Origin of the sequence: Cellulomonas citrea (assembly GCF_009829685.1) — a bacterium.
Classification (GTDB): Bacteria; Actinomycetota; Actinomycetes; order Actinomycetales; family Cellulomonadaceae; genus Cellulomonas; species Cellulomonas citrea.
Window position 1 is genome coordinate 13,921 of sequence record NZ_VWSD01000002.1, and the last position, 24,080, is coordinate 38,000.

The following is a 24,080-nucleotide window of genomic DNA, read 5'->3' on the forward strand; positions in this document are numbered from 1 at the left end:
TCTCATTGTCCCTGGCCGACGGGCCCTGGCAGCACCAGACCGCTGCGAGCGGTCGCCGCGACCACCAGATCAGCCATCGCGGCTCGGATCTGCTCGGTCCCGTCGGCGATCGCCTGGCGTCGCGACAGGCCCTCGGACGGCACCGTGATCGGCTCCCCGAACTCGACGTAGAACCGTCGGCGCAGCGGGGGCAGCCCGCCCACCGAGGCACCCGGCAGCCGCGTCCCGCAGATCGCCACCGGGACCACCGGGGCTCCGCCGTGCACCGCCAACCAAGCCACCCCGGCCCGCGCGCTGGCCACCTCGCCGGCACCGCGGTTGCCCTCGGGGAAGATCCCCACCGCACCGCCGCGACGCAGCACCGCCAGCCCGGAGGCGAGGGCGGCGCGCCCGTTCGACCGGTCGGTACGGATCTGACCTGCCGCGTCGAACACCCACGCGAGCGGTGTGGCGTACATCTCCTCCTTGACGAAGATGTGCAGCGGCCGCGGCGAGACCCCGATGAACAGCGGACCGTCCATCACGTGCTGGTGGTTCGCCGCGAGCACCACCGGCCCGGTGCGGGGCACGTGGTGCGCCCCGGCCACCCGGGTGTTCCACAGCACGTGCGCCCCGAACCAGCCGACGGCGTGCGCCCACACCGGCCCACCGGCCCAGGGCGCCCGCGCCCCGCTCACGGCCGGACGCCGGTGAGGTCCGCAACCACCTCGAGCACGGCCGCGACCGTCCCGTCCAGGTCCAGGTCGGTCGAGTCGACGGTGACGACGCCCGGAGCTGCCTGGTGGAACTCGACGACCGTCGAGTCGTCGGCGTCCCGGCGCAGCACCTGGTCCCGCGTGGCCTGCAGCGCGGCGGCCGAGTCGGTCCCGTGCACCTCGAGCGCCCGACGGGCCAGCCGGGCCTGCGCCGAGGCCGTGAGCAGCACCCGGACCGGGGCGTCGGGCGCCACGACCGTCGTGATGTCCCGGCCCTCGGCGACGACGCCGCGCCCGCCGGAGAAGCTCGTGGCGGTGCGTTCGGTGTCGATGAGCTCACGCTGCCGGGCCCCGAGCTCGGCCCGGGCGTCCAGGTTGGTCGCCACGGCGCTCACCGCCTGCGAGACCTCGGTGGAGCGGATCGCCTCGCCCACGTCGATCCCCGCGACCGTGACCGTCGGCGCCGCCGGGTCCAGCCCCATGACGAGGGGCAGCGCGGCGACCTCGCGTGCGACGGCCACCTCGTCGTCGAGCGGCACGCCCCGTTCACGGCACCACCAGGTCGCGGCGCGGTACATCGCACCGGTGTCCAGGTAGGCCAGGCCGAGGGCGCGTGCCACCCCGCGCGCGACGCTCGACTTCCCCGAACCCGAGGGGCCGTCGATCGCGATCACCAGCGGCTCGCCGTTCACCGCACCACCTTCCAGCCGTGCTCGGTCAGGACCTGCTCGAGGTGCTCGGCCGACTCCGGCAGCACCGAGACGTTCGCGATGCCGACCGGTCGCCCGGCGGCGTGCTCGAGGTCGAGGTCCTCGAGGTTGACCCCGGCCTCGCCGATCTGCGCCAGCAGCGCGGCCAGCGACCCCGGGGAGTCCGGAACCAGCACGCTCACCAGGGCGTACGTACGCTGCGTCCCACCGTGCTTGCCCGGGATGCGGGCCACCCCGGCATTGCCGGCGGCCAGCGTGCGGGCCAGCGCGCCGAGTGCGCCCGGGGCCACGGTCTCCGGGCCGTCGGCCTCGTCGGCGGCGGCCAGCGCGGCCACGACGACGTCGAGCTCGGCGCGCAGCGCCACCAGCTCACGGTGCACGGCGGCGGAGTTCGCCGCGAGGATCGTGGTCCACAGCGCGGGGTCGGAGGCCGCGATCCGGGTGACGTCGCGCAGTCCCTGCCCCGCCAGCCCGAGCGCACCGGGCGCCGCGTCCCGCAGCCGTCCGGCGACGAGCGTGGAGACCAGCTGCGGCACGTGCGAGACGGTCGCCACGGCCGCATCGTGCTCGGCCGCGCCCATCGCGACCGGCACCGCACCCAGGTCGACGGCCAGCGCACGCACCGCCAGCAGCGCCTGCGCGTCCGCCTCCCCCGGGTCCACGATCACCCATGGACGCCCCACGAACAGGTCCGGGACGGCCGCCGACGGGCCCGAGCGCTCCCGCCCGGCCATCGGGTGCGAGCCGACGTAGCGGCGCAGGTCGACCCCCGCCGCCCGCAGCTCGGCCAGCACGTACCCCTTGACGCTCGCGACATCGGTCACGACGGCCTGCGGGTGCGCGACCAGCTCGGCTGCGACCACCTGGGCGACGACGTCCGGCGGCGCCGCCACCACGACGAGCGCCGGCTCCGGGTCCCCGTCCCGGGCGGGCTGCCCCGCACCGACGTCGCGGGCCAGTGCCAGCGCCGTCCGCGAGGGGTCGGCCAGCTGGACGGGCACGCCGTGGTTGCGCAGCGCCAGCCCCACGGAGGCGCCGAGCAGCCCCGTGCCCACCACCCGCACCGGCCCGACGGTCGAGGCCGTGCGCGGACGCTCCCCGTCCGGCGAGGTCACAGACCGGCCGCCGTCATGAGCGACCCCACCTCCACGGTGGACAGCACGCGGGTGCGCCCCGGACGCAGCTCACCCAGGCGGATCGGCCCGAACCGGGTCCGCACGAGCCGGATGACCGGGTGCCCGACCTCCTCCAGGACGCGGCGCACCACGCGGTTGCGGCCCGAGTGCAGGTCGATCTCGACGAGCGACTCACGTCCGTTGGTCTGCACGAGCTGGAACCGGTCGACGGTCGCGAGCCCGTCCTCCAGCTCGACACCGGCGAGCAGCTTCTTGGCCAGGCCGGGCTGCACCTTGCCCTCGACCTGCGCCATGTACGTCTTGACCACGCCGTGCGAGGGGTGCGTGAGCTGGTTGGACAACGTGCCGTCGTTGGTGAGCAGCAGCAGCCCCTCGGTCTCCTCGTCGAGCCGACCGACGTGGAACAGCCGCTCCGACCGGTTCGCCACGAACTGGGACAGGTCCGGCTTGCCCTGCTCGTCGCGCATCGAGGAGACCACGCCGAACGGCTTGTTGAGCGCGAGGGTCACCATCCCGGTGTCCAGCACCACACGCTCGCCGTCGACGTGGATGACCGCGTGCACCGGATCCACGCGGATGCCCAGCTCACGGACCACCTGCCCGTCCACCTGCACCCGGCCGCGGGCGATGAGCTCTTCGCAGGCGCGCCGCGAGCCCAGGCCCGCACCGGCGAGCACCTTCTGCAGGCGGACGCCGTCGGGGTCGTGCACGTCGGTCATCGTGTTCCTTCGTCGAGGTCGTCCAGCTCGGACAGAGCCGGTAGGTGCGGGGCCAGGGCGGGCAGCTCGTCGAGCGAGGTCAGCCCCATCCGCTCCAAGAAGTATCCCGTGGTCCCGTACAGCACCGCACCCGTGGCCGGGTCCTGCCCCACCTCGGCCACCAGTCCGCGGGTGGACAGGGTGCGCATCACACCGTCCACGTTGACCCCACGCACCGCCGACACCTGCCCGCGGCTCACCGGCTGCCGGTAGGCCACCACCGCGAGGGTCTCGAGGGCCGCCTGGGTGAGCCGCGCCGTCTGCCCGTCGACCACGAACCGCCCGACGACGTCGGCGTGGGCCGGTGCCGAGTACAGCCGCCAGCCGGCACCCGCGTGCCGCAGCTCGAAGCCGCGCGGTCGGGCGCCGGTGTCCCCGCGGTACTCGGCCGCCAGCTCCAGCAGCAGCTCCTCGACCCGTTCGGTGGGCAGCGCGAGCACCGAGGCGAGCCGCACCGCCGGCACCGGCTCGTCGGCCACCATGAGCACCGCCTCGAGTGCGGCGGCGGCACCGCCGGGCAGCTCGGCGACGTCGAACCCCAGCTCGTCGACCCTCGTCTCGCTCACGGTGCGCTCCCCTCGTCGTAGTCGGTGGTCAGCTCGATCTCGCCGTCCTGCGTCCCGGTCCACCGGACCGTGAGCTCACCGAGCGCGACCACCTGGTCGAACGCGACCGAGCCGTCCCGGAACAGCTCGAGCAGCGCGAGGAACCGGGCCACCACGACGATCGGCTCACCTGCATCCGCGACCAAGTCCCGGAACGACATCGACGGGTGGCGGCGCAACCGGTCGGCGAGCACCGCCGCCTGCTCCCGCACGCTCACCGGCGGGGCGTGCAGGTGGCTGAGGTCCACACCGGGGGGCGCGGGCCGGGGCGCGAGGGCCTTGGCGGCGAGCGCGGCCAGCCGGTCCGGCCCCACGGTCCACACCAGGTCGGGCAGCAGGGCGGCCAGGTGCGGCTCCAACGAGACCGCCCGCGGGTATGACCGGGCGCCGTTGGCCCACCGCTCGGCCAGCTCGGCGGCGATCTCCTTGTACGCCCGGTACTGCAGCAGCCGGGCGAACAGCAGGTCGCGCGCCTCGAGCAGCTCGAGGTCCTCGGCGTCCTCCACATCGCCCGACGGCAGCAGCCTGGCCGCCTTGAGGTCGAGCAGCGTGGCCGCCACGACGAGGAACTCCGACGCCTGCGACAGGTCCCAGGCGTCGTCGTCCGCGGCGCGCAGGTGCGCCAGGAACTCGTCCGTCACCTGGGCGAGCGCGACCTCGGTGATGTCGAGCCGGTGCTTGGCGATCAGCCCCAGCAGCAGGTCGAACGGGCCGGAGAAGACGTCGAGGTGGACCTCGAAGTCGCGCGACCCGGCGTGCTGGTCGGCCGCGTCAGGCGGCGTCGCCACGGGCGACGAGCTCACGGGCCAGCTGCCGGTAGGCCTCGGCACCGGAGTGCGTCGGCGCGTAGGTGGTGATCGGTTCGGCGGCCACGCTCGCATCGGGGAACTTCACGGTCCGGGCGATGACCGTCTGCAGCAGGCGGTCGCCGAACGCCTCGTGCACCCGGGCGATGACCTCGCGCGAGTGCAGCGTGCGCGCGTCGAACATGGTGGCCACGATCCCGTCGACACGCAGCCGCGGGTTGAGCCGGTCGGAGACCTTCTCGATGGTCTCGGTGAGCAGCGCCACCCCGCGCAGCGCGAAGAACTCGCACTCCAGCGGGATGAGCACGCCGTGCGCCGCAGTGAGCGCGTTCACGGTGAGCAGCCCGAGCGACGGCTGGCAGTCGATGAGCACGACGTCGTAGTCGTCGAGCACGGGGCGCAGCGCACGGGACAGCACCTGCTCGCGCGCCACCTCGCCGACCAGCTGGACCTCGGCCGCCGACAGGTCGATGTTGGCCGGCAGCACGTCGAGCCCCTCGACCCGGGTGTGCTGGATCACGGCGGCGACGTCGGGGTGCCGGTCCATGAGCAGGTTGTAGACGGTGCCGGACAGCTCGTACGGGTTGACCCCGAGCCCCACGGTCGCCGCGCCCTGCGGGTCGAAGTCCACGACGAGGACCCGTCGGCCGTACTCGGCCAGCGCCGCCGCCAGGTTGATCGTCGTGGTCGTCTTGCCGACGCCACCCTTCTGGTTGCACAGCGCGATGACCCGGGCCGGGCCGTGCGAGGCCAAGGGAGCGGGGACCGCGAAGTCGCCCATGGGACGCCCCACGGCGTCAGTCGTACCGGTCACCGGCTCCGCACTTGCCACGACGCCCAACCTACCGGACGGCACCACGCCCCGGCGGGCACCACACGCCTCGCACACCCGTCGGGTCGGCGCTCACCGGGCTCGCGGGTGACTGGCCGCGTAGACCTCACGCAGCATGTCGGGGGTGACGAGCGTGTAGAGCTGGGTGGTGGTCACCGAGGCGTGCCCGAGCAGCTCCTGCACGACGCGCACGTCCGCACCGCCGGCCAGCAGGTGGGTGGCGAACGAGTGCCGCAGCGTGTGCGGCGAGACGGGTCCGGGCAGCCCGCTGCGCTCACCGGCCTGGCGCAGCACCTGCCATGCGCTCTGCCGGGAGAGCCGACCGCCGCGGGTGTTGAGGAACACGGCCGGCAGCCCTCGTCCGTGCGCCGCGAGGGCGGGCCGGCCGCGCACGAGGTAGGCCTCGACGGCCTGCGTCGCGTAGGAGCCGACCGGGACGACCCGCTCCTTGCCGCCCTTGCCGAGCAGCCGGACCGCGCTTCGGCCCGGGGTCAGGTCGAGGTCGTCGACGTCGAGACCCACGGCCTCGGAGATGCGCGCGCCGGTCGAGTACAGCAGCTCGAGGAGCGCCCGGTCGCGCAGCGGACCAGGTCCGTCGGCACCGCCGACCGCTGCGAGCAGACGTTCGACGGCGTCCACCGAGATCGCCTTCGGCAGCCGCTTCGGGGCCATCGGCGGGTGCACCTCACGGGCCGGGTCGGCGGCGGTGAGCCCCTCGGCGGCCAGGAACCGGTGCCAGCCCCGGATCGCGACCACGGACCGGGCGCTCGAGGAGGCCGACAGCGGGGACCGCCCGTCGGCACCGGTCCGAGCGGCGAGCTGGTATGCCTCGACATCGGCCTCGGTCACCTGCTCGGGCGAGGTCCTCCCCGCCGCCTTCAGGTGGTCGACGTACCGGCGCAGGTCACGTCGGTAGGCCGCGAGCGTGTTGACCGACAGCCCGCGCTCGACGGCGAGGTGCGTCAGGTACGTCTCCAGCGCCGTGTCGAGGGGCATCGCCCGTGATGCTAGAACGGCAGCAGCACGTCCAGCACGATCGCCACGGACAAGGCCGTGAGGTAGGTGATGGAGCGGTGGAACACCCCGATGGCCCGCAGCGGGCCGCGGCTCGGGTCGTCGGCCCGGCGCAGCAGCATGAGCACGGACCAGCCGAACCACGCACCCAGCCCGACCGCCGAGGCGAGGTAGACCCAGCCGAGCCCGCCGACCGGGCCGAGCGCGACCGAGCAGGCGATCATCGCCGCCGTGTACCCGACCATCTCGCGCACGACCTTGCGGTCGTCGGCGACCACCGGGAGCATCGGCACCCCGGCGGCGGCGTAGTCCCGGCGGAACTTCATCGACAACGGCCAGTAGTGCGGCGGCGTCCAGAAGAACACCACGCCGAACAGCAGCAGCGGCGCCCAGCCGACCGACCCGGTGACGGCCGACCACCCGATGAGCACCGGGACGCAGCCTGCGATCCCGCCCCAGACGATGTTCTGCGGTGTGCGCCGCTTGAGCAGCATTGTGTAGCCGACGACGTAGATGAGGATCGCGGCCCCGGCCAGCAGCGCCGACACCGGGTTGACCACGAGGGCCAGCCAGGCGAGCGAGAGCACGGTGAGCGCGAACCCGAAGACCAGGGCGGCCCGCGGTGTCACGGCGCCGGTGACGAGCGGGCGGCCGCTCGTGCGGTGCATCACCTGGTCGATGTCACGGTCGATGACGCAGTTGAGCACGTTCGCCGCGGCCGCCGCGCCTGCTCCGCCGGTCAAGGTGGCCACGAGCAGCCACCAGGACGGCCACCCGTGCGCGGCCAGCACCATGGTCGGCACGGTGGTGACCAGCAGCAGCTCGATGACCCGCGGTTTGGTGAGTGCGACGTACGCCCGCAAGGACGCGCCGAGCCTGGCCCGCAGCTGCACGGCGCGGGGCACGGGGAGCGCCGACGCCCCGGTCGGGTCGGCCCCGGCGACATCGGCGGGGACGGAGGTGCTCACACGCACGCAGGTAGTCCTTTCGTCCCAGACGGCGGGGGTCCGGCTCATGGTAACCACCCCGTCGCCATCGGACCGTCTCGGCCCGCTCCGCGCGGCGCCCCTCGTCGTCGTCCTGCCCACGCGGCTCTCCGCGCAGAGGCCCGATCATCCGCGCCCACGCCGGTGCGCACCAGTGGACCCGCCCGGACGCGGTCCCGCGCCCCGAGCCGGAACGGCATCTGGGACCCCGCGGAGATAGGGTCGCGGACGGGAAAGAACCACGGGCTCACACCGCCCGGCGACGACCTTGACGGGTCTTGGACGAGGCGCCCAGGCGGCGCGGAAGAGGGTACGACGACGTGACTGCTCCGGTGCGTGCGAGCTGGTCGGATCTGGATGTGCGTGCGGTCGACACGGCGCGCGTCCTGGCGGCCGATGCGGTGGAGAAGGTGGGCAACGGACATCCGGGGACGGCGATCAGCCTGGCCCCGGTGGCCTACCTGCTCTACCAGGACGTGCTGCGTCACGACCCCGCCGACCCGCACTGGCTGGGTCGGGACCGTTTCGTGCTGTCGGCCGGGCACTCCTCGTTGACCCAGTACATCCAGCTGTTCCTCGGTGGGTTCGGACTGGAGCTGGCGGATCTGCAGGCGTTGCGCACGTGGGGGTCCAAGACCCCCGGTCACCCCGAGTGGCGTCACACCGCTGGGGTGGAGATCACGACGGGGCCGTTGGGCCAGGGCATCGCCTCGGCGGTGGGGATGGCGATGGCGGCTCGTCGTGAGCGGGGTCTGCTCGACCCGGACGCTGCGCCGGGCACGTCGCCGTTCGATCACCGGGTCGTGGTGATCGCCGGTGACGGGGATCTGCAGGAGGGTGTCTCGGGTGAGGCGTCGTCGTTGGCCGGGACCCAGGAGCTGGGCGACCTGCTGGTGATCTGGGACGACAACCACATCTCGATCGAGGGCGACACCAAGATCGCGTTCGGTGAGGACGTGCTGGCCCGGTACGCCGCCTACGGCTGGCACACCCAGCTGGTCGACTGGACCGCCACCGGCCAGTACGTCGAGGACGTCGACGCCCTGGCGGCGGCGATCGAGGCCGCCAAGGCCGACCCGCGCCCCTCGTTCATCGCGGTGCGCACCTTGATCGCCTGGCCGACGCCGGGCAAGACCGGGGACCACTCCGCGCACGGGTCCAAGCTGGGCACCGACGCCATCCGTGGCCTCAAGGAGCTCGTGGGGCTGGACCCGGACCGCACCTTCCAGGTCGATGAGGACGTGCTGGCCCACACCCGGTCCCTGGCCACCCGCGCCGCGGCGGACCGCGCCGCCTGGCAGACCGGCTTCGACGCGTGGGCGGCAGCCAACCCCGAGCGCAAGCAGCTGCTGGACCGCCTGGTCGCCAAGGAGCTGCCGGCCGGGTGGACCGACGCCCTGCCGGTGTTCCCCGCAGGCAAGGCGGTGGCCACCAGGTCGGCGTCCGGGACGGTGCTGTCCGCCCTGGCCGACGAACTGCCGGAGCTGTGGGGCGGGTCGGCGGACCTGGCCGGGTCGAACAACACCACGATGGCCGGCGTCCCCTCGTTCCTGCCCACCGACCGGTCCTCGCACGACTTCGCCGGCACCCCCTACGGGCGCACGCTGCACTTCGGGATCCGCGAGCACGCGATGGGCGCGATCTTGTCCGGCATCGCCCTGCACGGGCTGACCCGCCCCTACGGCGGCACGTTCTTCCAGTTCGCCGACTACATGCGCGGCGCGGTGCGCCTGGCCGCCCTCATGGGCACCGACCCGATCTACGTGTGGACCCACGACTCCATCGGCCTGGGCGAGGACGGACCGACCCACCAGCCCGTGGAGCACCTGGCCGCCTACCGGGCCATCCCGGGCCTGGCGATCGTGCGGCCTGCCGACGCCAACGAGACCGCCGCCGCGTGGGCCGCGACCCTGACCCGCCACGACGGGCCGACCGGGCTGGTCCTGACCCGCCAGAACGTGCCCACCGTGCCGCGCGGGACCGACGGATACGCGACCACCGACGGGGTCGCCCGCGGTGCGTACACCCTCCTGGACACCGACGGCACCCCCGACGTCCTGCTCATCGCCACCGGCTCCGAGGTCCAGCTCGCCGTCACCGCACGCCAGACCCTGGCCGACCAGGGCATCAACGCCCGCGTCGTGTCGGCACCGTGCCTGGAGTGGTTCGCCGAGCAGGACCAGAGCTACCAGGACGCTGTGCTGCCCCCGCAGGTGACCGCGCGGGTGTCCGTCGAGGCCGGGATCGCCATGCCCTGGTACAAGATCCTCGGCGCGCACGGCCAGGCCGTCAGCCTCGAGCACTTCGGCGCCTCCGCCTCCTCCGAGGTGCTCTACGAGAAGTTCGGCATCACCGCCGACGCCGTCGTCGCCGCCGCCCACCGCACCCTCGCCTCCGTCCGCGGCGAGGCGCCGCAGGCGGCGGCGCCCGGCGTGCCGACCGCGACCGGCACCGGCGACCTGCCTGGCTGAGACCTGCCCGGTCGAGACCTGACCGGCCGAGACCTGCCCCTGCCCGGCCTGAACCCGCTCGGATGACGAGGTGGAGCATGACGCGACGAGACGCTCGATGAGCCCGGCCAAGGTCGAGGCGGGCCACAACCCGCTGCGGGACCCCCGGGACCGCCGGCTGCCCCGGATCGCCGGACCCTCAGGTCTGGTGATCTTCGGGGTGACCGGCGACCTGGCCCGCAAGAAGCTCATGCCGGCGGTGTACGACCTCACCAACCGGGGTCTGCTGCCGCCCGGCTTCGCGCTCACCGGGTTCGCCCGGCGGGACTGGGAGACGCAGGACTTCGCCCAGGTGGTGCACGACGCGGTCCGGGAGAACGCCCGCACCCCCTTCCGGGAGTCGACCTGGCGTCAGCTGTCCGAGGGGCTGCGCTTCGTGCAGGGCACCTTCGACGACCCGGCGGCGTTCGAGACGCTGCGCTCCACCGTCGAGGACCTCGACGCCCGCCGCGGCACGGCCGGCAACCACGCGTTCTACCTGTCGGTGCCGCCCTCGGCGTTCCCGTTGGTCTGCGAGCAGCTGTCGCGCTCGGGGCTGTCCCAGCCGCGCGAGGGCACCTGGCGCCGGGTCGTCATCGAGAAGCCGTTCGGACACGACCTGGCCTCGGCCCGTGAGCTCAACTCGATCGTGTCCCGGGTGTTCCGGCCGGACGACATCTTCCGGATCGACCACTACCTGGGCAAGGAGACGGTGCAGAACATCCTGGCGCTGCGCTTCGCGAACCAGCTGTTCGAACCGATCTGGAACTCCAACTACGTCGACCACGTGCAGATCACGATGGCCGAGGACATCGGCCTCGGCGGCCGGGCCGGGTACTACGACGGCATCGGCGCGGCCCGTGACGTCATCCAGAACCACCTGCTCCAGCTGTTCGCGCTCACCGCGATGGAGGAGCCCGTCTCCTTCGACCCGGCGGCGCTGCGGGCCGAGAAGACCAAGGTGCTCTCGGCGGTCCGGCTGCCCCGCGACCTGGGTCGGCACACCGCACGCGGGCAGTACGCGGCCGGCTGGCAGGGCGGTGAGCGGGTCGTCGGCTACCTGGAGGAGGAGGGATTCTCCAAGGACTCCACCACCGAGACGTTCGCCGCGATCAGGCTCGACGTGGACACCCGGCGCTGGGCCGGGGTGCCGTTCTACCTGCGCACCGGCAAGCGGCTGGGACGACGCGTCACCGAGATCGCCGTCGTCTTCAAGAAGGCGCCGCACCTGCCGTTCGAGTCGACCGCAGCCGAGGAGCTCGGCAAGAACGCGCTCGTCATCCGGGTGCAGCCCGACGAGGGCGTGACGTTGCGGTTCGGCGCCAAGGTCCCAGGCACGGCGATGGAGGTGCGCGACGTCACGATGGACTTCGGCTACGGCCACGCGTTCACCGAATCCTCGCCCGAGGCCTACGAGCGCCTCATCCTCGACGTGCTGCTCGGCGACCCGCCGCTGTTCCCGCAGCACGAGGAGGTCGAGCTCTCCTGGAAGATCCTCGACCCGATCACGTCGTACTGGGCCTCGCACGGCAAGCCCGACACCTACCGGGCCGGGACGTGGGGCCCGGCCTCGGCGGACGCCATGATGGCCCGCGACGGACGCAGCTGGAGGCGACCGTGATCATCGACCTGCCGGACACCACCACCCGGGCCATCAACAAGCGCCTGGTGACCGAACGTGACGAGGGCGGCGCCGTCGCCCTCGGCCGGGTGCTCACCCTCATCATCGACGTCGCGGGACGTGACCCGGAAGAGGCGATCGAGGCGGCCAACGCCGCAAGCCACGAGCACCCCTGCCGGATCCTCGTCCTGTCGGCGCACGAGCACGCCGAGCAGGTCCGGCTCGACGCCCAGATCCGGCTCGGCGGTGACGCCGGGGCCTCCGAGGTCGTCGTGCTCTCCCCCGCCGGTCCGGTCGAGCAGGACCTCGACACCCTCGTCATGCCACTGCTGCTGCCGGACGCGCCGATCGTCGCGTGGTGGCCCTACGAGATGCCGCAGGACCCCGCGAGGCACCCGCTGGGCGTGATGGCGCAGCGCCGCATCACCGACACCACGCAGTGCAGCACGCCGGGGCGGACGCTGCGCAGGCTCGCCACCGTGTACACCGAGGGTGACACCGACCTGGCCTGGACCCGCGCCACGCTGTGGCGGGGGCTCATCGCGGCCACGCTCGACCAGCCGCCGTACGAACCCGTGCACCAGGCCGTCGTCTCCGGGGAGTCCGACCACCCCTCGCTCGACCTCATGGCCGCGTGGCTCGCGCAGTCGTTGCGCTGCCCCGTCACGGTCGAGCGCATCCCGGGCGCCCCGGCGATCACCCAGGTGCGGCTCGAGCGCTCCTCCGGACCGATCGTGCTCGACCGGCCCGACGGCAAGACCGCTGCGCTCAACCAGCCCGAGCAGCCCGAGCACCGCATCGCGCTGCCGATCCGGCAGCTGCGCGAGTGCCTCGTCGAGGAGCTGCGCCGGCTCGACGCCGACGAGGTCTACGGCGAGGTCCTCACCAAGGGCCTGGCCCGGTTGGGGGACCAGTGACGCGCCGGGTCGTCGTCCTTCCGGACGCCGACGCCCTCGCCCGCTCGACGGCCAGCAGGCTGCTGCTCGCCCTGGTCGACGCACAGTCGCAGCACTCCCCCGTGCACATCGTGCTCACGGGAGGTGGCGCCGGGACGGCGACGCTCGCCGCGGCGGCCGTCGACCCGCTCGCCGAGCACGTCGACTGGTCGGCGGTCCATCTGTGGTGGGGCGACGAGCGGTTCCTGCCGTCCGGCGACCCCGAGCGCAACGAGACCGGGGCACGCGCCGCGCTCATCGACCCGCTGGGCGACCGCCTGCCCGCGGCCAACGTGCACCCGGTGCCCGGCCCCGGCCCGGCGACACCCGATCCCGAGAGCGCGGCGCGGGCCTACCGCGTCGAGCTCGCCGCCTGGGCGCCGGCCGGGGAACAGCTGCCTCGGTTCGACGTCCTTCTGCTCGGGGTGGGGCCCGATGCGCATGTCGCGTCCCTCTTCCCCGGTCTGCCCGGGCCGCAGGTCGACGACGAGATCGTGGTCGGGGTGCACGACTCCCCCAAGCCGCCGCCGCTGCGGGTCTCGCTCACGTTCCCGGCGATCCGCACCGCGGCACAGGTGTGGTTGGTGGCGGCCGGTGCCGAGAAGGCCGCCGCGGTCGCCTCGGCGCTTAGCGGCGCATCCCCCGAGCAGGTGCCCGCCGCCGGTGCGGTGGGACGCGAGCAGACGTTGTGGCTGCTCGACGCGGCTGCTGCCGCCGTGGCTGCGACCGAGGACGACTGAGGCCCGACCGGATTGACGAACGCCCCTGCTCCCTCCACGACGAGGGGGCAGGGGCGTTCGAGCGCCGGCTGACGGTCAGCGACCGCCGCGACGTGCGCGAAGCGCGGCCAGGGCCTCGTCGAGGATCGCGGCGCCGTCCTCGTCGGACCGCCGCTCCTTCACGTAGGCCAGGTGGGTCTTGTAGGGCTCGTTACGCACCGGGGAGGGTGGGTTCGCCTCGTCCTGACCGGCCGGGAACCCGCAGCGCGGGCAGTCCCACAGAGCCGGGGCCTCAGGTACGGCCTCCTCGGCGAAGCTCGGACGGGTCTCGTGCCCGTTGGCGCACCAGTAGGAGATCCAGACCCGCGGTGCGGACTCCCCGCGCTCGGCCTCACCCATCGGGCCGGCGCCGACCCTCGACCCACGAATTGCGCTGCCACCAGCCATGACGTACCCCTCAGCCGCGCTCGAGCAGACCGAGCACGACGATGACGGCGGCCCAGGCCAGGGCGACACCGATGGTGATCCGGTTGAGGTTGCGCTCGGCGACCCCGGAGCTGCCGGCGCTGGAGCTGATACCGCCGCCGAACATGTCGGACAGGCCACCACCCCGGCCCTTGTGCAGGAGCACGAGCGGGACGAGCAGGAGGCTGGTGATCACCAGCAGCACCTGCATCACGATCTTCAACGCGGTCACTACGGGCCTGACCTTCTTCGGATGACGGACTCGAGCGGCTGTGCCGCTCCCCCAAGGGTAAGCGACGAGCGGGTGTGCCAGGGGCGGGACCGGGGCAGATGCACCCTGGTCCCGCCCCTGTCGTGCTACAGCGTGTGCGACTGGTAGCGCGCGATCTTGGCGAACTCCTCGGGGTCGAGGCTCGCCCCGCCCACGAGGGCACCGTCGACGTCGGGCTTGGTCATGAGGGCCGCGACGTTCGACGACTTCACCGAACCGCCGTAGAGCACCCGGACCGCCTGGGCCGTCGCGGCGTCGTACAGCTCGCCGATCCGCACCCGGATGGCCTCGGCCAGCTCCTGCGCGTCCTCGGGCGTGGCGGTCTTGCCGGTGCCGATCGCCCAGACCGGCTCGTACGCGATCACCAGACCGGCGACCTGGGCGGCCGTCAGGCCCTCCAGCCCGCCGTCGAGCTGGGCGAGCGTGTGCGGGACCTGACGGCCCTCCTCACGCACCGACAGCTCCTCACCCACGCACAGGATCGGCACGAGGCCGGCGCCGAGGGCCGACTTCACCTTGGCGTTGGTGACCGCCTCGTCCTCGCCGTGGTACTGCCGGCGCTCGGAGTGACCGATCGCGACGTAGGTGACACCGAGCTTGGACAGGAACACCGGCGAGATCTCACCGGTGTAGGCGCCCGACTCGTGCGCCGACACGTCCTGCGCGCCGTACTTGAGCTCGAGCTTGTCCGCGTCGACCAGCGTCTGCACCGACCGCAGGTCGGTGAACGGGACCAGCACGGCCACCTCGACGGCGGCGTAGTCGTGCTTGCCGTCCTTGAGCGCCCAGGCCAGCTTCTGCACGGTGGCGATCGCCTGCTGGTGGTCGAGGTTCATCTTCCAGTTGCCCGCCATGAGCGGGGTACGCGTGGCCATGGGTCAGCCTTCCAGGACGGCGATGCCGGGGAGGGACTTGCCCTCGAGGAACTCCAGGGAGGCGCCGCCACCCGTGGAGATGTGGCCGAAGTCGGCCTCGTCGAAGCCGAGGATGCGCACGGCCGCGGCCGAGTCACCGCCGCCGACGATGGAGAACCCGCCGTTGTGGCCCGCGTCGACCAGCGCCTGGGCCACGGCCCGGGTGCCCGCCGAGAACGCCTCGAACTCGAACACGCCCGCAGGGCCGTTCCAGACGACGGTCTTGGCGTCGACGATCTTGGAGGCGAACAGCTCGCGCGTCTTCGGGCCGATGTCGAGGCCCATCTGGTCGTCCGGGATCTGGGTGGACGGCACGACGGTCGCGACGGCGTCCGCGGCGAACTCCGGTGCCACCACGGTGTCGACCGGGAGCACGATCTCGACGCCCTTGGCCGCGGCCTGCTCGAGGTAGCCCTTGACGGTCTCGACCTGGTCGGCCTCGAGCAGCGAGGTGCCGACGGTGTTGCCCTGCGCCACGAGGAACGTGTAGGCCATGCCGCCGCCGATGACCAGGCGGTCGGCCTTGGTGAGCAGGTTGGAGATGACGCCGAGCTTGTCGGAGACCTTGGCCCCGCCCAGCACGACGACGTAGGGACGCGCCGGGTCGTCGGTCGCCTTGCGCAGCGACGAGACCTCCTTGAGCACAAGCAGGCCGACCGCGGACGGCAGCTTGTGGGCGATGTCGTAGACGGACGCCTGCTTGCGGTGCACGACACCGAAGCCGTCGGAGACGAAGGCGTCGGCGAGCTCGGCCAGCTCGTCGGCGAGCGCACCGCGCTCCGCCTCGTCCTTGCTGGTCTCGCGGGCGTCGAACCGCACGTTCTCCAGCAGCGCGATCTGGCCGTCGGCCAGCGCAGCGACCGTGGCCTTCGCGGACGGGCCCACGAGGTCCTGCGCGAGGGCGACGGGCTGACCGAGCAGCTCGCCCAGGCGGGCGGCGACGGGGGCCAGCGAGTACTTGGCGTCCGGGGTGCCCTTCGGCCGGCCCAGGTGCGCCATGACGACGACCTTGGCGCCCTTGCCCAGCAGCAGCTGCAGGGTCGGGAGCGCGGCCCGGATGCGGCCGTCGTCGGTGATGGTCGTGCCGTCGAGCGGCACGTTGAAGTCCGACCGGACGAGCACGCGCTTGCCGCGCAGGTCGCCGAGGTCCTCGATGGTCTTCATGATCTCCTCATTCGTGGTCGTCGCCCGGTCGCCGGTTGCCGGTCACGGGCGGGAGGTCCGCACATGACGAGCGTCCGCGCGCACGGGAAGCTGCAGTGCACGCGGACGCTCGGTCAGTGGTCTTCAGGCGAAGGTCAGAGACGCTCGCCCACGTAGCTGGTCAGCGCGACCAGGCTGTTGGAGTAGCCCCACTCGTTGTCGTACCAGGCGATGATCTTGACCAGGTCGCCGCTCACCTTGGTGAGCTTGGAGTCGAAGATGCTCTGGTGCGGGTTGGTGACGATGTCGGTCGAGACGATCTCGTCCTCGACGTACTCCAGGACACCCTTGAGCGGGCCCTCGGCGGCGGCCTTGACCGCAGCGTTGACCTCCTCGACGGTGACCTCGCGCGAGGCGGTGAAGGTCAGGTCCGTGGCCGAGCCGGTGATGACCGGGACGCGCAGCGCGAACCCGTCCAGCTTGCCCTTGAGCTCGGGGAGCACGAGGGCGACGGCCTTGGCCGCACCGGTCGAGGTCGGGACGATGTTCTGCGCGGCGGCACGGGCACGACGAAGGTCGCGGTGCGGGCCGTCCTGCAGGTTCTGGTCACCGGTGTAGGCGTGGATCGTGGTCATGAGGCCACGCTCGATGCCGATCGCGTCGTTGAGCGCCTTGGCCACCGGGGCCAGGCAGTTCGTGGTGCACGACGCGTTGGAGATGACGTGGTGCGCGGCCGAGTCGTACAGGGTGTGGTTGACACCCATGACGAACGTCGCGTCCTCGTTCTTCGCCGGGGCGGAGATGATGACCTTCTTGGCGCCGGCCTCGATGTGGGCCTTGGCCTTGGTCGCGTCGGTGAAGAAGCCGGTCGACTCGATGACGATGTCGGCACCCAGCTCGGCCCAGGGCAGGTCGGCGGGGTTGCGCTCGGCGAGGGCACGGATCTTCTTGCCGCCGACGATGATGTTGTCGTCGTCGTACTCGACGGTCTCCGGGAAGCGACCCAGCACCGTGTCGTACTTCAGCAGGTGTGCGAGCGTCTTGTTGTCCGTGAGGTCGTTGACCCCGACGATCTCGATGTCAGCGCCCGAGGCGATGATCGCCCGGTAGAAGTTGCGCCCGATACGGCCGAAGCCGTTGATCCCGACCTTGATGGTCACTAGCCCTCCTCAGGTCGCGTCGAGGAGATCGACGCACCAGTTGATTGCGGTGTCACGTGTGCACGCCGATGTGCGGGCCCGGTCGCCCAGGACGATCCGGGACGAAATCGTTCCCGGCGCGTTGCTGTTGTGTGACGATCGGATGACACGACCCTATATCGAAAGCACCGGGGTCGCCATGACGTAGGTCCGGGGGCGCACCCGCAGGTCAGCGGCCTGTCAGAGGTCGAGCAGGTCGAAGTTGAGCCCGGCCTCGGTGTCCGGGATCCCCAGCTCAGCCGCGCGCTTGTCGGCCGTGGCCAGCAGACGGCGGATCCGGCCGGCCACCGCGTCCTTGGTCAGCGGTGGCTCGGACAGCCGTCCGAGCTCCTCCAGCGACGCCTGCTTGTGGGCCAGCCGCAGCTCACCGGCCTGCCGCAGGTGGTCGGGGAGGTCCTCGCCGAGGATCTCGAAGGCCCGCTCCACCCGGGCACCGGCCGCCACGGCGGCCCGGGCCGAACGACGCAGGTTCGCATCGTCGAAGTTGGCGAGCCGGTTCGCGGTGCCGCGCACCTCGCGACGGACCCGACGCTCCTCCCAGACCAGCATCGCCTCGTGCGCACCGAGCCGGATGAGCATGGCCGAGATCGCGTCACCGTCCCGGATCACCACGCGGTCGACGCCACGCACCTCCCGGGCCTTGGCCGCGATGCCCAGCCTGCGGGCCGCACCCACGAGTGCCAGCGCCGCCTCGGGCCCCGGACAGGTCACCTCGAGCGCGGCCGAGCGCCCCGGCTCGGTGAGCGACCCGTGCGCCAGGAACGCCCCGCGCCAGGCCGCCTCCGCCTCGCCGACACCGGCCGAGACCACCTGCGACGGCAGCCCGCGCACCGGCCGGCCTCGGTTGTCCAGCAGACCGGTCTGGCGCGCGAGCGACTCGCCGTCCTTGATGACCCGCACGACGTACCGGCTGCCGCGCCGCAGACCACCGCCGGTCACGACGATGATCTCGGCGGTGTGCCCGTACACGTCGAGAATGGCCTGGCGCAACCGACGAGCGGCGACCCCGGTGTCCAGCTCGGCCTCGATGACGATCCGCCCGGAGATGATGTGCAGCCCCCCGGCGAACCGCAGCGTCGCCGAGACCTCGGCCTTGCGGCAGGACGTCCTGTCGATCTTCAGCCGGGCGAGCTCGTCCTTGACCTGGGCTGTCAGCGACATGGCCCACATCGTGCCACCGCGGCGGGCACATCCAGGTCCATCTGAGATCACTCCTGGCCAGTCCGGGCGGGTTTGCGTCACTATGCCACAGCAGCACGGCACCCCGGTGGGCATCCCGTGACATCGACCACGAGCCGGCCCTGCGGCACGGACGGTGCCTCGGGCTGCTCGGTGAGGGCGTCCCGGCGGCGCGCCACCCCGGCGCAGGCTCAAGGTCGGCCCTGCAGCCGTCGATTCTGGTCAGTGCCAGGCGTGGCACCGTCGTGAGGAGTGGACCCAGATGCCCGACGAACCAGTCACGGACCTGGCCAGGCTCTCGCCGCACGACCGCGAGGTCGTGCGGGACGCGGTCACCATGGCCCTGTACGTGAGCCTCTCGCTGCTCGCGGTGCTCATCGCCACGCCGCCACCGGTGGAGGACGAGACGGCTCTCGAGCTCGCGGCGGTGATCCTGCTCACCGGGGTCGGGCTGCTCCTCGCGCACCAGGTCGCGTTCATCCTCTCGAGCAGGCTGCTCTCCGCCGGACGCCTCGACGCCCACGCCCGGCGGGCGTTGTCAGCCCAGCTCGCGGGCGGGATGTCGGTCGCGGTCCTGGCTGCTCTGCCCGTGCTCGCTCTGGGCGGCGAGGCCGGGCTCGTCACCGCCGAGCTCCTGCTGCTCGCGCTGGTCGCCGTCGTCGGGTACCTCGCTGCGCGGTCCCTCCCGATGCCTGTCGGCCGGTCCTTGATGTACGTGGGCGGCACGGTGCTGCTCGCAGCGGCCGTCATCATCGTCAAGCTGCTCGCCGGGCACTGAGCACCGCCGCTCCGCGAGCTGGCGCCACCCCTGGGGGGACGCTGAGCTGCGGACGCACGCGGCCGACCCGCCCCGACGACCTCCATGTGGTACACCACATGCCATGCACGCGGTCGGACGTGTCCTCGCCCTGTATCGCCCCTACCGCGGGCGGCTGATCCTGTCGCAGGTGCTCCTGCTGCTGTCGGCCGGCTGCACGCTCGGCACCGCCGCGCTCAACGCTCGGCTGGTCAACGACGGTCTCCTCGCTGGTGACACGACCGTCATCGTCGACACCGGGCTGTGGATGGCCACGCTCGGCGTCGCGGCCGGCCTGCTGCTCACCGGCGTCGCGGTGATCGCGGTGTTCTTCTCGCAGGGCACGGCGTACGCGCTGCGCACCCAGGCCTACGCGAGCATCCAGCGGTTCTCGTTCGGCAACTTCGACGCGATGCGCACGGGGAACCTGCTGGTGCGCCTCAACTCGGACGTCACCAACGTCGCCAACGCCGTGCTGTTCGGCGTCATGCTGCTGCTCTACGCGCCCTTCATGCTCGTCGTGTCCGTGGGTCTGGCGCTGGTCGACACACCCGGGATGGTGTGGATCCTGCTCCTGGTGGCCGCGGCCGTGCTGGCCGCAGCCACCGTCCTGGTCCCGCCGATGGAGCGGGCCTACGCCGAGCGCCAGCGCCGCCTCGACGAGGTGAACAGCGCGCTGCAGGAGAACCTCGCCGGCGTCCGGGTGGTGAAGGCCTTCGGGCGGGAGAAGCTCGAGGCCGCCAGGTTCGACGAGCGCACCGAGGCACTGCGCCGGCCGGCCGCCTCTGCCGCGTTCCGGGTGGCGCTGCTGAGCCCCGTCCTCACGACCGTCACCCAGCTCGGCATCGTGCTCACCCTGCTCGTCGGCGGCGACAAGGTGGTGGCGAACGACGGGACCTCGATCGGTCAGGTCACGGCGTTCATCCAGTACCTGAGCCTGGTGGTGGTGCCGCTCGCGCTGGCCGCCGTCATCGCGCCCTACCTCCTGCGGGGCGCCACGTCGGCGCGACGGGTCTTCGAGCTCGTCGACACCGGCCCGACGCTGCCGGAAGGCGGACAGACCCGGGTCGCCGACCAGGACGGGGCACGGGTGGTGTTCACCGGTGTGCGCTTCTCCTACGACGAGTCCGGCGAGGCGGGGCACGACGTGCTGCACGGCATCGACCTCGTCATCGAGCCGGGCCAGTCCGTGGGGATCCTCGGACCGACCGGTTCGGGCAAGACCTCGCTGGTGAACCTGGTGCCGCGGTTCTACGACGTGCGGGCGGGGAGCGTCACGATCGATGACGTCGACGTGCGCGACATCCCGCTCGACCAGCTGCGTGCCGTGGTGAGCACAGCGCTGCAGGAGGCGGTTCTGTTCCAGGGCGACGTGCGGGAGAACGTGCGCTTCGCCAGCCCGGAAGCCACCGACGACCGGATCCACGAGGCGGCCCGCGCCTGCGACGCCTTCGACTTCGTCGAGGCGCTCCCGCAGCGCTGGGACTCCCCCGTGGCCCGTCGCGGCTACAACTTCAGCGGCGGGCAGCGCCAACGACTCTCGATGGCCAGGGCGCTCGTCCCCCGGCCCCGGGTGCTCATCCTCGACGACTCGACCAGCGCGCTCGACGTCGCCACCGAGACGCGGGTGCAGGCCGCCATCCCCCAGGACGCCCTCGGTACCACCGTGATCTACGTCGCACAGCGGATCAGTGCGGTGATCGACCTCGACCGCATCGTGCTGCTCGACGAGGGCAGGATCGCCGACCAGGGCACGCACACCGAGCTGCTCGGACGCAGCGCGCTGTACCGCGAGATCTACGAGTCGCAGCTGGGCCCGATCGCCGGAGCGGGACGATGAGCGGGTCCGGGCCCACGGCCCGCCTCGTGCCACCGCGCGCGCCCGACGGGCGCGGGGTCATCGGCAGGTTGTTCTCCTACGTCGCAGGCCGGGGCTCACAGCTGACGTTCTGGTCGGCCGTGGCGCTGCGGGCGCTCTCCGTGGTGGCCCTCACCGCCGTCCCCGCGCTCACCGGGGCGGCTGTCAACGCCATGCGCTCGTCGGACCTGCCGGCGTTGCGGCGCTGGGTCGTCGTCGCCGCGGTGTCGGCGCTGCTCTACGTCCTCCTCGCCGGCGTCTCCGAGCTCATGATGACGCGACTGGCCACGTCGGCGACGATGCGCCTGCAGCGCGACATGTTCGGCACGATGCAGCGGCTGTCGCTCGGCTTCTTCGACCGCCAGCCCGTCGGCCAGCTGCTGAGCCGGGTCACCAACGACACGGAGTCGGTGGCGACCTTCAACGAGAACGCGGTGTCGCAGATCATGCGCGGCACCTTCCAGATCCTGCTCACCGTCGTCCTGATGGTGGTCACCAACTGGCGGCTCACGCTCGCTGCTCTCTCGGTCGTCCCGGTGCTGCTGCTCGTGGCCGCCGGAGTGGCCCGTGCAGCCGGCCCGGCCTACGCCCGGCTCCAGGAGCAGCTCGGCGACCTGTCCGGCTTCCAGGAGGAGACGATCTCGGGCCACGGCGTCCTGATCTCGACGCGGCGCCAGGCCTGGGCCGACGAGCAGCACCGCGTCGCGGCCGGCGAGGTCTTCGAGACGGCCTCCCACGCGACCTTCACGGGGTTGCTGCAGTTCCCGGCCACCATGGCCATGACCACCGTGCAGATGGTCGTGGTGCTGGTCACCGGCGGGCTGCTGGCCGCTGACGGCCAGGCCGACGTCGGCGAGGTCATCGCGTTCGTCGGCCTCGCAGGGCTGCTCGCCTCACCGCTGTCCGACCTGGCGAACCTGGCGACGACCACACTGGCTGCTGCGGCAGCCGGACGGCGGGTGCTCGAGATCGTCGACGACGCCCCCACCGTCGTGGACGCGCCGGACGCCGCGCCGCTGCGCTTCGAGGCAGGCAAGGTCGAGTTCCGTCACGTCGACTTCTCCTACGTGCCCGGCCGACGCATCCTGCACGACAACACCTTCACGGCGCTGCCCGGCCAGAAGATCGGCATCTGCGGCCCGACGGGTGCGGGCAAGAGCACGATCATCAACATCCTCACGCGGTACTACGACGTGGACGCAGGCGAGATCCTGGTCGACGACCAGCCCTTGTCCGAGGTCACCATCGCCAGCCTGCGGTCGAACGTCGGCATGGTGCTGCAGGAGGCGTTCCTGTTCTCCGACACGATCATGAACAACCTGCGCTACGCGCGCGAAGGCGCCACCGACGAGGAGTGCATCGAGGCGGCCACGCGGGCCAATGCGCACCACTTCATCGAGCTCCTGCCCGACGGCTACGACACGATGCTCGTCGAACGCGGCGCCAACCTCAGCCAGGGCCAGCGCCAGATGCTCACGATCGCGCGGGCGATGGTGGCCCGCCCACGCATCCTGATCCTCGACGAGGCCACGTCGAACGTCGACACCCGCACCGAGCGGCTCATCCAGGAGGGCTTGCGCCGTCTGATGTCCGGCACGACGTCGTTCGTGATCGCGCACCGTCTGTCCACCATCTCGGACGCCGACGCCATCCTCGTGGTCGACAAGGGCAGGATCGTCGAGCAAGGACGCCACGACGACCTGCTCGCGCAGGACGGTCTCTACCGCCGGCTCTGGTACAGCCAGTTCAAGACGCAGGCCCCGTCCGGTCGCGAGCGGCGCTGACCACCTCCGGTCCGGTGAGCCACCGGCCGGTGGCTCACCGTCACCTCAGGGTCGAGGGAGGGGCGGGGCGCCCGGCTGTGCTGCACGGCGCGCGGTGCCGGCGCCGTGCAGCACCGGGCGATCACGCGGTACGCGGGCGGCCGGTGCCGGCCGATGCGTCGCCCCGAGCGGTATCGATGCGCACGTCGACGTCACCGAGGACGCCCTCGGTGACGTCCCGCAGCGCCGCGGCGAGCCGCAAGGGGTCGTGCCGGGCCGAGCCGTCACCGCGTCGCACCTGGCGGACGAGCAGCCGAGCGCCCATCGTCCCCGCGAGCTCGTCCAACCGGTCGATGTCGTCCACCGAGCTCGGATCGGCCACCACCGCCTCGACGCACAGCCCCGGCGCGTGCTCGCGCAGCACCGCCAGGTGCTCGTAGGCGCGCATGCCCGCGGTCTCCCCCGCCTCCTCGGGCGCGATGTTGAGCACCACGATCGTGCGGGCGCGGGTGCTCTGCAGCGCCGCACCGAGGGCCGGGACCAGCAGGTGCGGCAGCACCGAGGTGTACCAGGATCCCGGTCCGACCACGACGACGTCGGCCGCCAGCACCGCCTCGACCGACTGGGTGCACGCCGGCGGCTCGGCCGGCAGCAGCCGCACCCGCTCGATCGGCCGCGCGCAGCGCGCCACCTCGCTCTGCCCGACCACGAGGTCCAGCCCGCCGTCCGGGCGACGTACCTCGGCCTCGATCCGCAGCGGCACCCCGCACATCGGCAGCACCCGACCGCGCGCGCCGAGCAGCTCGGCGACCAGGTCGAGCCCGGCCACCGGGTCCCCGAGCACCTCCCACGCGCCCGCGATGAGCAGGTTCCCCACGGCGTGCTGGTCGAGCGGCCCGAGCGAGGAGAACCGGTGCTGCAGCACCTCGCGCCACATCCGGCCGGGACCGTCGTCGTCGCACAGGGCGGCCAGCGCCATCCGCAGGTCCCCGGGCGGGAGGACCCCGAGCTCGTCGCGCAGCCGGCCCGACGAGCCACCGTCGTCCGCGACGGTGACGACGGCCGTGATCGCGTCCGTGAGGTGGCGCAGCGCCTCCAGGGTCGCCGACAGGCCGTGCCCGCCGCCGAGCGCCACCACCGCCGGCCCGCGCCTGCCCCCTCGCACGCGCCGCAGGTCGTCCACCGG

The 24,080-nt window shown here is 72.5% G+C and carries 23 protein-coding genes; 7 read left to right on the plus strand and 16 right to left on the minus strand.

The genetic code is table 11. The features are described 5' to 3' along the window. Nucleotides 1-2 precede the first annotated feature (2 nt). The 9 genes from F2B26_RS00460 to F2B26_RS00500 all read right to left on the minus strand — a co-directional run bounded on the left by F2B26_RS00460 (nucleotide 3) and on the right by F2B26_RS00500 (nucleotide 7,530). Nucleotides 3-677, minus strand: a complete 675-nt coding sequence (locus F2B26_RS00460; protein ID WP_159805265.1) for a lysophospholipid acyltransferase family protein — start codon at nucleotides 675-677, stop codon at nucleotides 3-5. Then, nucleotides 674-1,387, minus strand: a complete 714-nt coding sequence (cmk, locus tag F2B26_RS00465; RefSeq protein WP_235929412.1) for a (d)CMP kinase — start codon at nucleotides 1,385-1,387, stop codon at nucleotides 674-676. Before cmk ends, F2B26_RS00460 begins: the two co-directional genes overlap by 4 nt. Continuing rightward, nucleotides 1,384-2,520 carry a prephenate dehydrogenase gene (locus tag F2B26_RS00470; protein WP_159805267.1) on the minus strand — a complete coding sequence of 379 codons (1,137 nt, stop codon included), beginning with the start codon at nucleotides 2,518-2,520 and terminating at the stop codon, nucleotides 1,384-1,386. The genes cmk and F2B26_RS00470 overlap by 4 nt, the downstream gene beginning before the upstream one ends. Then, nucleotides 2,517-3,260, minus strand: coding sequence for a pseudouridine synthase (locus tag F2B26_RS00475; RefSeq protein WP_159805269.1), 744 nt, complete (start codon nucleotides 3,258-3,260; stop codon nucleotides 2,517-2,519). The genes F2B26_RS00470 and F2B26_RS00475 overlap by 4 nt, the downstream gene beginning before the upstream one ends. Then, nucleotides 3,257-3,865 (minus strand): SMC-Scp complex subunit ScpB, encoded by a 609-nt coding sequence (gene scpB / locus F2B26_RS00480; protein WP_235929413.1) that lies wholly within the window; start codon nucleotides 3,863-3,865, stop codon nucleotides 3,257-3,259. Before scpB ends, F2B26_RS00475 begins: the two co-directional genes overlap by 4 nt. Continuing rightward, nucleotides 3,862-4,707 (minus strand): segregation and condensation protein A, encoded by an 846-nt coding sequence (locus tag F2B26_RS00485; protein ID WP_438939150.1) that lies wholly within the window; start codon nucleotides 4,705-4,707, stop codon nucleotides 3,862-3,864. Before F2B26_RS00485 ends, scpB begins: the two co-directional genes overlap by 4 nt. Continuing rightward, the gene (locus tag F2B26_RS00490; protein WP_159805371.1) at nucleotides 4,676-5,491 is read right to left on the minus strand and encodes a ParA family protein; all 816 of its coding nucleotides are present in this window, start codon (nucleotides 5,489-5,491) and stop codon (nucleotides 4,676-4,678) included. The genes F2B26_RS00485 and F2B26_RS00490 overlap by 32 nt, the downstream gene beginning before the upstream one ends. Before the next feature lie 123 nt (nucleotides 5,492-5,614). Next, on the minus strand, nucleotides 5,615-6,538 hold the full coding sequence (locus tag F2B26_RS00495) for a site-specific tyrosine recombinase XerD (RefSeq protein WP_159805275.1): 924 nt from the start codon (nucleotides 6,536-6,538) through the stop codon (nucleotides 5,615-5,617). An 11-nt stretch (nucleotides 6,539-6,549) separates the two neighbouring features. Continuing rightward, complete coding sequence (locus tag F2B26_RS00500) at nucleotides 6,550-7,530, minus strand: heme o synthase (RefSeq protein WP_438939151.1); 981 nt, start codon at nucleotides 7,528-7,530, stop codon at nucleotides 6,550-6,552. Nucleotides 7,531-7,862: 332 nt separating this feature from the next. Between F2B26_RS00500 and tkt the strand changes: the two genes are divergently transcribed. From tkt to pgl, 4 genes are all read left to right on the plus strand, one after another. Continuing rightward, nucleotides 7,863-10,013, plus strand: coding sequence for a transketolase (tkt, locus tag F2B26_RS00505; protein WP_201292536.1), 2,151 nt, complete (start codon nucleotides 7,863-7,865; stop codon nucleotides 10,011-10,013). A 97-nt stretch (nucleotides 10,014-10,110) separates the two neighbouring features. Continuing rightward, a complete protein-coding gene (zwf, locus tag F2B26_RS00510; protein ID WP_159805279.1) occupies nucleotides 10,111-11,652 on the plus strand; it encodes a glucose-6-phosphate dehydrogenase in 1,542 nt (513 codons plus the stop codon). Next, entirely contained in the window at nucleotides 11,649-12,569 is a 921-nt protein-coding gene (gene opcA, locus F2B26_RS00515; RefSeq protein ID WP_159805281.1) for a glucose-6-phosphate dehydrogenase assembly protein OpcA, read from the plus strand. Before zwf ends, opcA begins: the two co-directional genes overlap by 4 nt. Next, complete coding sequence (pgl, locus tag F2B26_RS00520) at nucleotides 12,566-13,327, plus strand: 6-phosphogluconolactonase (RefSeq protein WP_159805283.1); 762 nt, start codon at nucleotides 12,566-12,568, stop codon at nucleotides 13,325-13,327. Before opcA ends, pgl begins: the two co-directional genes overlap by 4 nt. Before the next feature lie 75 nt (nucleotides 13,328-13,402). On the opposite strand, the gene F2B26_RS00525 is transcribed toward pgl, so the two are convergent. The 6 genes from F2B26_RS00525 to whiA form a co-directional block, all read right to left on the minus strand. Then, a complete protein-coding gene (locus F2B26_RS00525; protein ID WP_159805285.1) occupies nucleotides 13,403-13,753 on the minus strand; it encodes an RNA polymerase-binding protein RbpA in 351 nt (116 codons plus the stop codon). A gap of 10 nt (nucleotides 13,754-13,763) precedes the next feature. Further along, nucleotides 13,764-14,003: a preprotein translocase subunit SecG gene (gene secG / locus F2B26_RS00530; protein WP_159805287.1), complete on the minus strand. Its 240-nt coding sequence runs from the start codon at nucleotides 14,001-14,003 to the stop codon at nucleotides 13,764-13,766. Between the two features lie 125 nt (nucleotides 14,004-14,128). Next, nucleotides 14,129-14,917, minus strand: a complete 789-nt coding sequence (tpiA, locus tag F2B26_RS00535) for a triose-phosphate isomerase (RefSeq protein WP_159805289.1) — start codon at nucleotides 14,915-14,917, stop codon at nucleotides 14,129-14,131. Nucleotides 14,918-14,920: 3 nt separating this feature from the next. Further along, nucleotides 14,921-16,120, minus strand: a complete 1,200-nt coding sequence (locus F2B26_RS00540) for a phosphoglycerate kinase (protein ID WP_159805291.1) — start codon at nucleotides 16,118-16,120, stop codon at nucleotides 14,921-14,923. Between the two features lie 134 nt (nucleotides 16,121-16,254). After that, entirely contained in the window at nucleotides 16,255-17,259 is a 1,005-nt protein-coding gene (gap, locus tag F2B26_RS00545; protein WP_159805293.1) for a type I glyceraldehyde-3-phosphate dehydrogenase, read from the minus strand. 219 nt (nucleotides 17,260-17,478) lie between these two features. Continuing rightward, nucleotides 17,479-18,459, minus strand: coding sequence for a DNA-binding protein WhiA (gene whiA, locus F2B26_RS00550; protein ID WP_159805295.1), 981 nt, complete (start codon nucleotides 18,457-18,459; stop codon nucleotides 17,479-17,481). A gap of 280 nt (nucleotides 18,460-18,739) precedes the next feature. Between whiA and F2B26_RS00555 the strand changes: the two genes are divergently transcribed. The 3 genes from F2B26_RS00555 to F2B26_RS00565 all read left to right on the plus strand — a co-directional run bounded on the left by F2B26_RS00555 (nucleotide 18,740) and on the right by F2B26_RS00565 (nucleotide 22,915). Continuing rightward, complete coding sequence (locus tag F2B26_RS00555; protein WP_159805297.1) at nucleotides 18,740-19,255, plus strand: hypothetical protein; 516 nt, start codon at nucleotides 18,740-18,742, stop codon at nucleotides 19,253-19,255. Between the two features lie 103 nt (nucleotides 19,256-19,358). After that, the gene (locus tag F2B26_RS00560; protein ID WP_159805299.1) at nucleotides 19,359-21,113 is read left to right on the plus strand and encodes an ABC transporter ATP-binding protein; all 1,755 of its coding nucleotides are present in this window, start codon (nucleotides 19,359-19,361) and stop codon (nucleotides 21,111-21,113) included. Further along, on the plus strand, nucleotides 21,110-22,915 hold the full coding sequence (locus F2B26_RS00565) for an ABC transporter ATP-binding protein (protein ID WP_159805301.1): 1,806 nt from the start codon (nucleotides 21,110-21,112) through the stop codon (nucleotides 22,913-22,915). The genes F2B26_RS00560 and F2B26_RS00565 overlap by 4 nt, the downstream gene beginning before the upstream one ends. Nucleotides 22,916-23,036: 121 nt before the next feature. Here F2B26_RS00565 and F2B26_RS00570 read toward each other — a convergent pair whose 3' ends face one another. Next, nucleotides 23,037-24,077: a gluconeogenesis factor YvcK family protein gene (locus tag F2B26_RS00570; protein WP_159805303.1), complete on the minus strand. Its 1,041-nt coding sequence runs from the start codon at nucleotides 24,075-24,077 to the stop codon at nucleotides 23,037-23,039. Between the last annotated feature and the right edge of the window lie 3 nt (nucleotides 24,078-24,080).

What these genes read in the sequence shown, in the direction of transcription:
- F2B26_RS00565 (WP_159805301.1), top strand. Translation starts at nt 21,110, where the DNA reads ATGAGCGGGTCCGGGCCCACGGCCCGCCTCGTGCCACCGCGCGCGCCC.
- F2B26_RS00560 (WP_159805299.1), top strand. Translation starts at nt 19,359, where the DNA reads ATGCACGCGGTCGGACGTGTCCTCGCCCTGTATCGCCCCTACCGCGGG.
- F2B26_RS00555 (WP_159805297.1), top strand. Translation starts at nt 18,740, where the DNA reads ATGCCCGACGAACCAGTCACGGACCTGGCCAGGCTCTCGCCGCACGAC.
- F2B26_RS00495 (WP_159805275.1), bottom strand. Translation starts at nt 6,538, where the DNA reads ATGCCCCTCGACACGGCGCTGGAGACGTACCTGACGCACCTCGCCGTC.
- F2B26_RS00490 (WP_159805371.1), bottom strand. Translation starts at nt 5,491, where the DNA reads ATGGGCGACTTCGCGGTCCCCGCTCCCTTGGCCTCGCACGGCCCGGCC.
- zwf (WP_159805279.1), top strand. Translation starts at nt 10,111, where the DNA reads ATGAGCCCGGCCAAGGTCGAGGCGGGCCACAACCCGCTGCGGGACCCC.
- F2B26_RS00525 (WP_159805285.1), bottom strand. Translation starts at nt 13,753, where the DNA reads ATGGCTGGTGGCAGCGCAATTCGTGGGTCGAGGGTCGGCGCCGGCCCG.
- whiA (WP_159805295.1), bottom strand. Translation starts at nt 18,459, where the DNA reads ATGTCGCTGACAGCCCAGGTCAAGGACGAGCTCGCCCGGCTGAAGATC.
- F2B26_RS00540 (WP_159805291.1), bottom strand. Translation starts at nt 16,120, where the DNA reads ATGAAGACCATCGAGGACCTCGGCGACCTGCGCGGCAAGCGCGTGCTC.
- tpiA (WP_159805289.1), bottom strand. Translation starts at nt 14,917, where the DNA reads ATGGCCACGCGTACCCCGCTCATGGCGGGCAACTGGAAGATGAACCTC.
- F2B26_RS00475 (WP_159805269.1), bottom strand. Translation starts at nt 3,260, where the DNA reads ATGACCGACGTGCACGACCCCGACGGCGTCCGCCTGCAGAAGGTGCTC.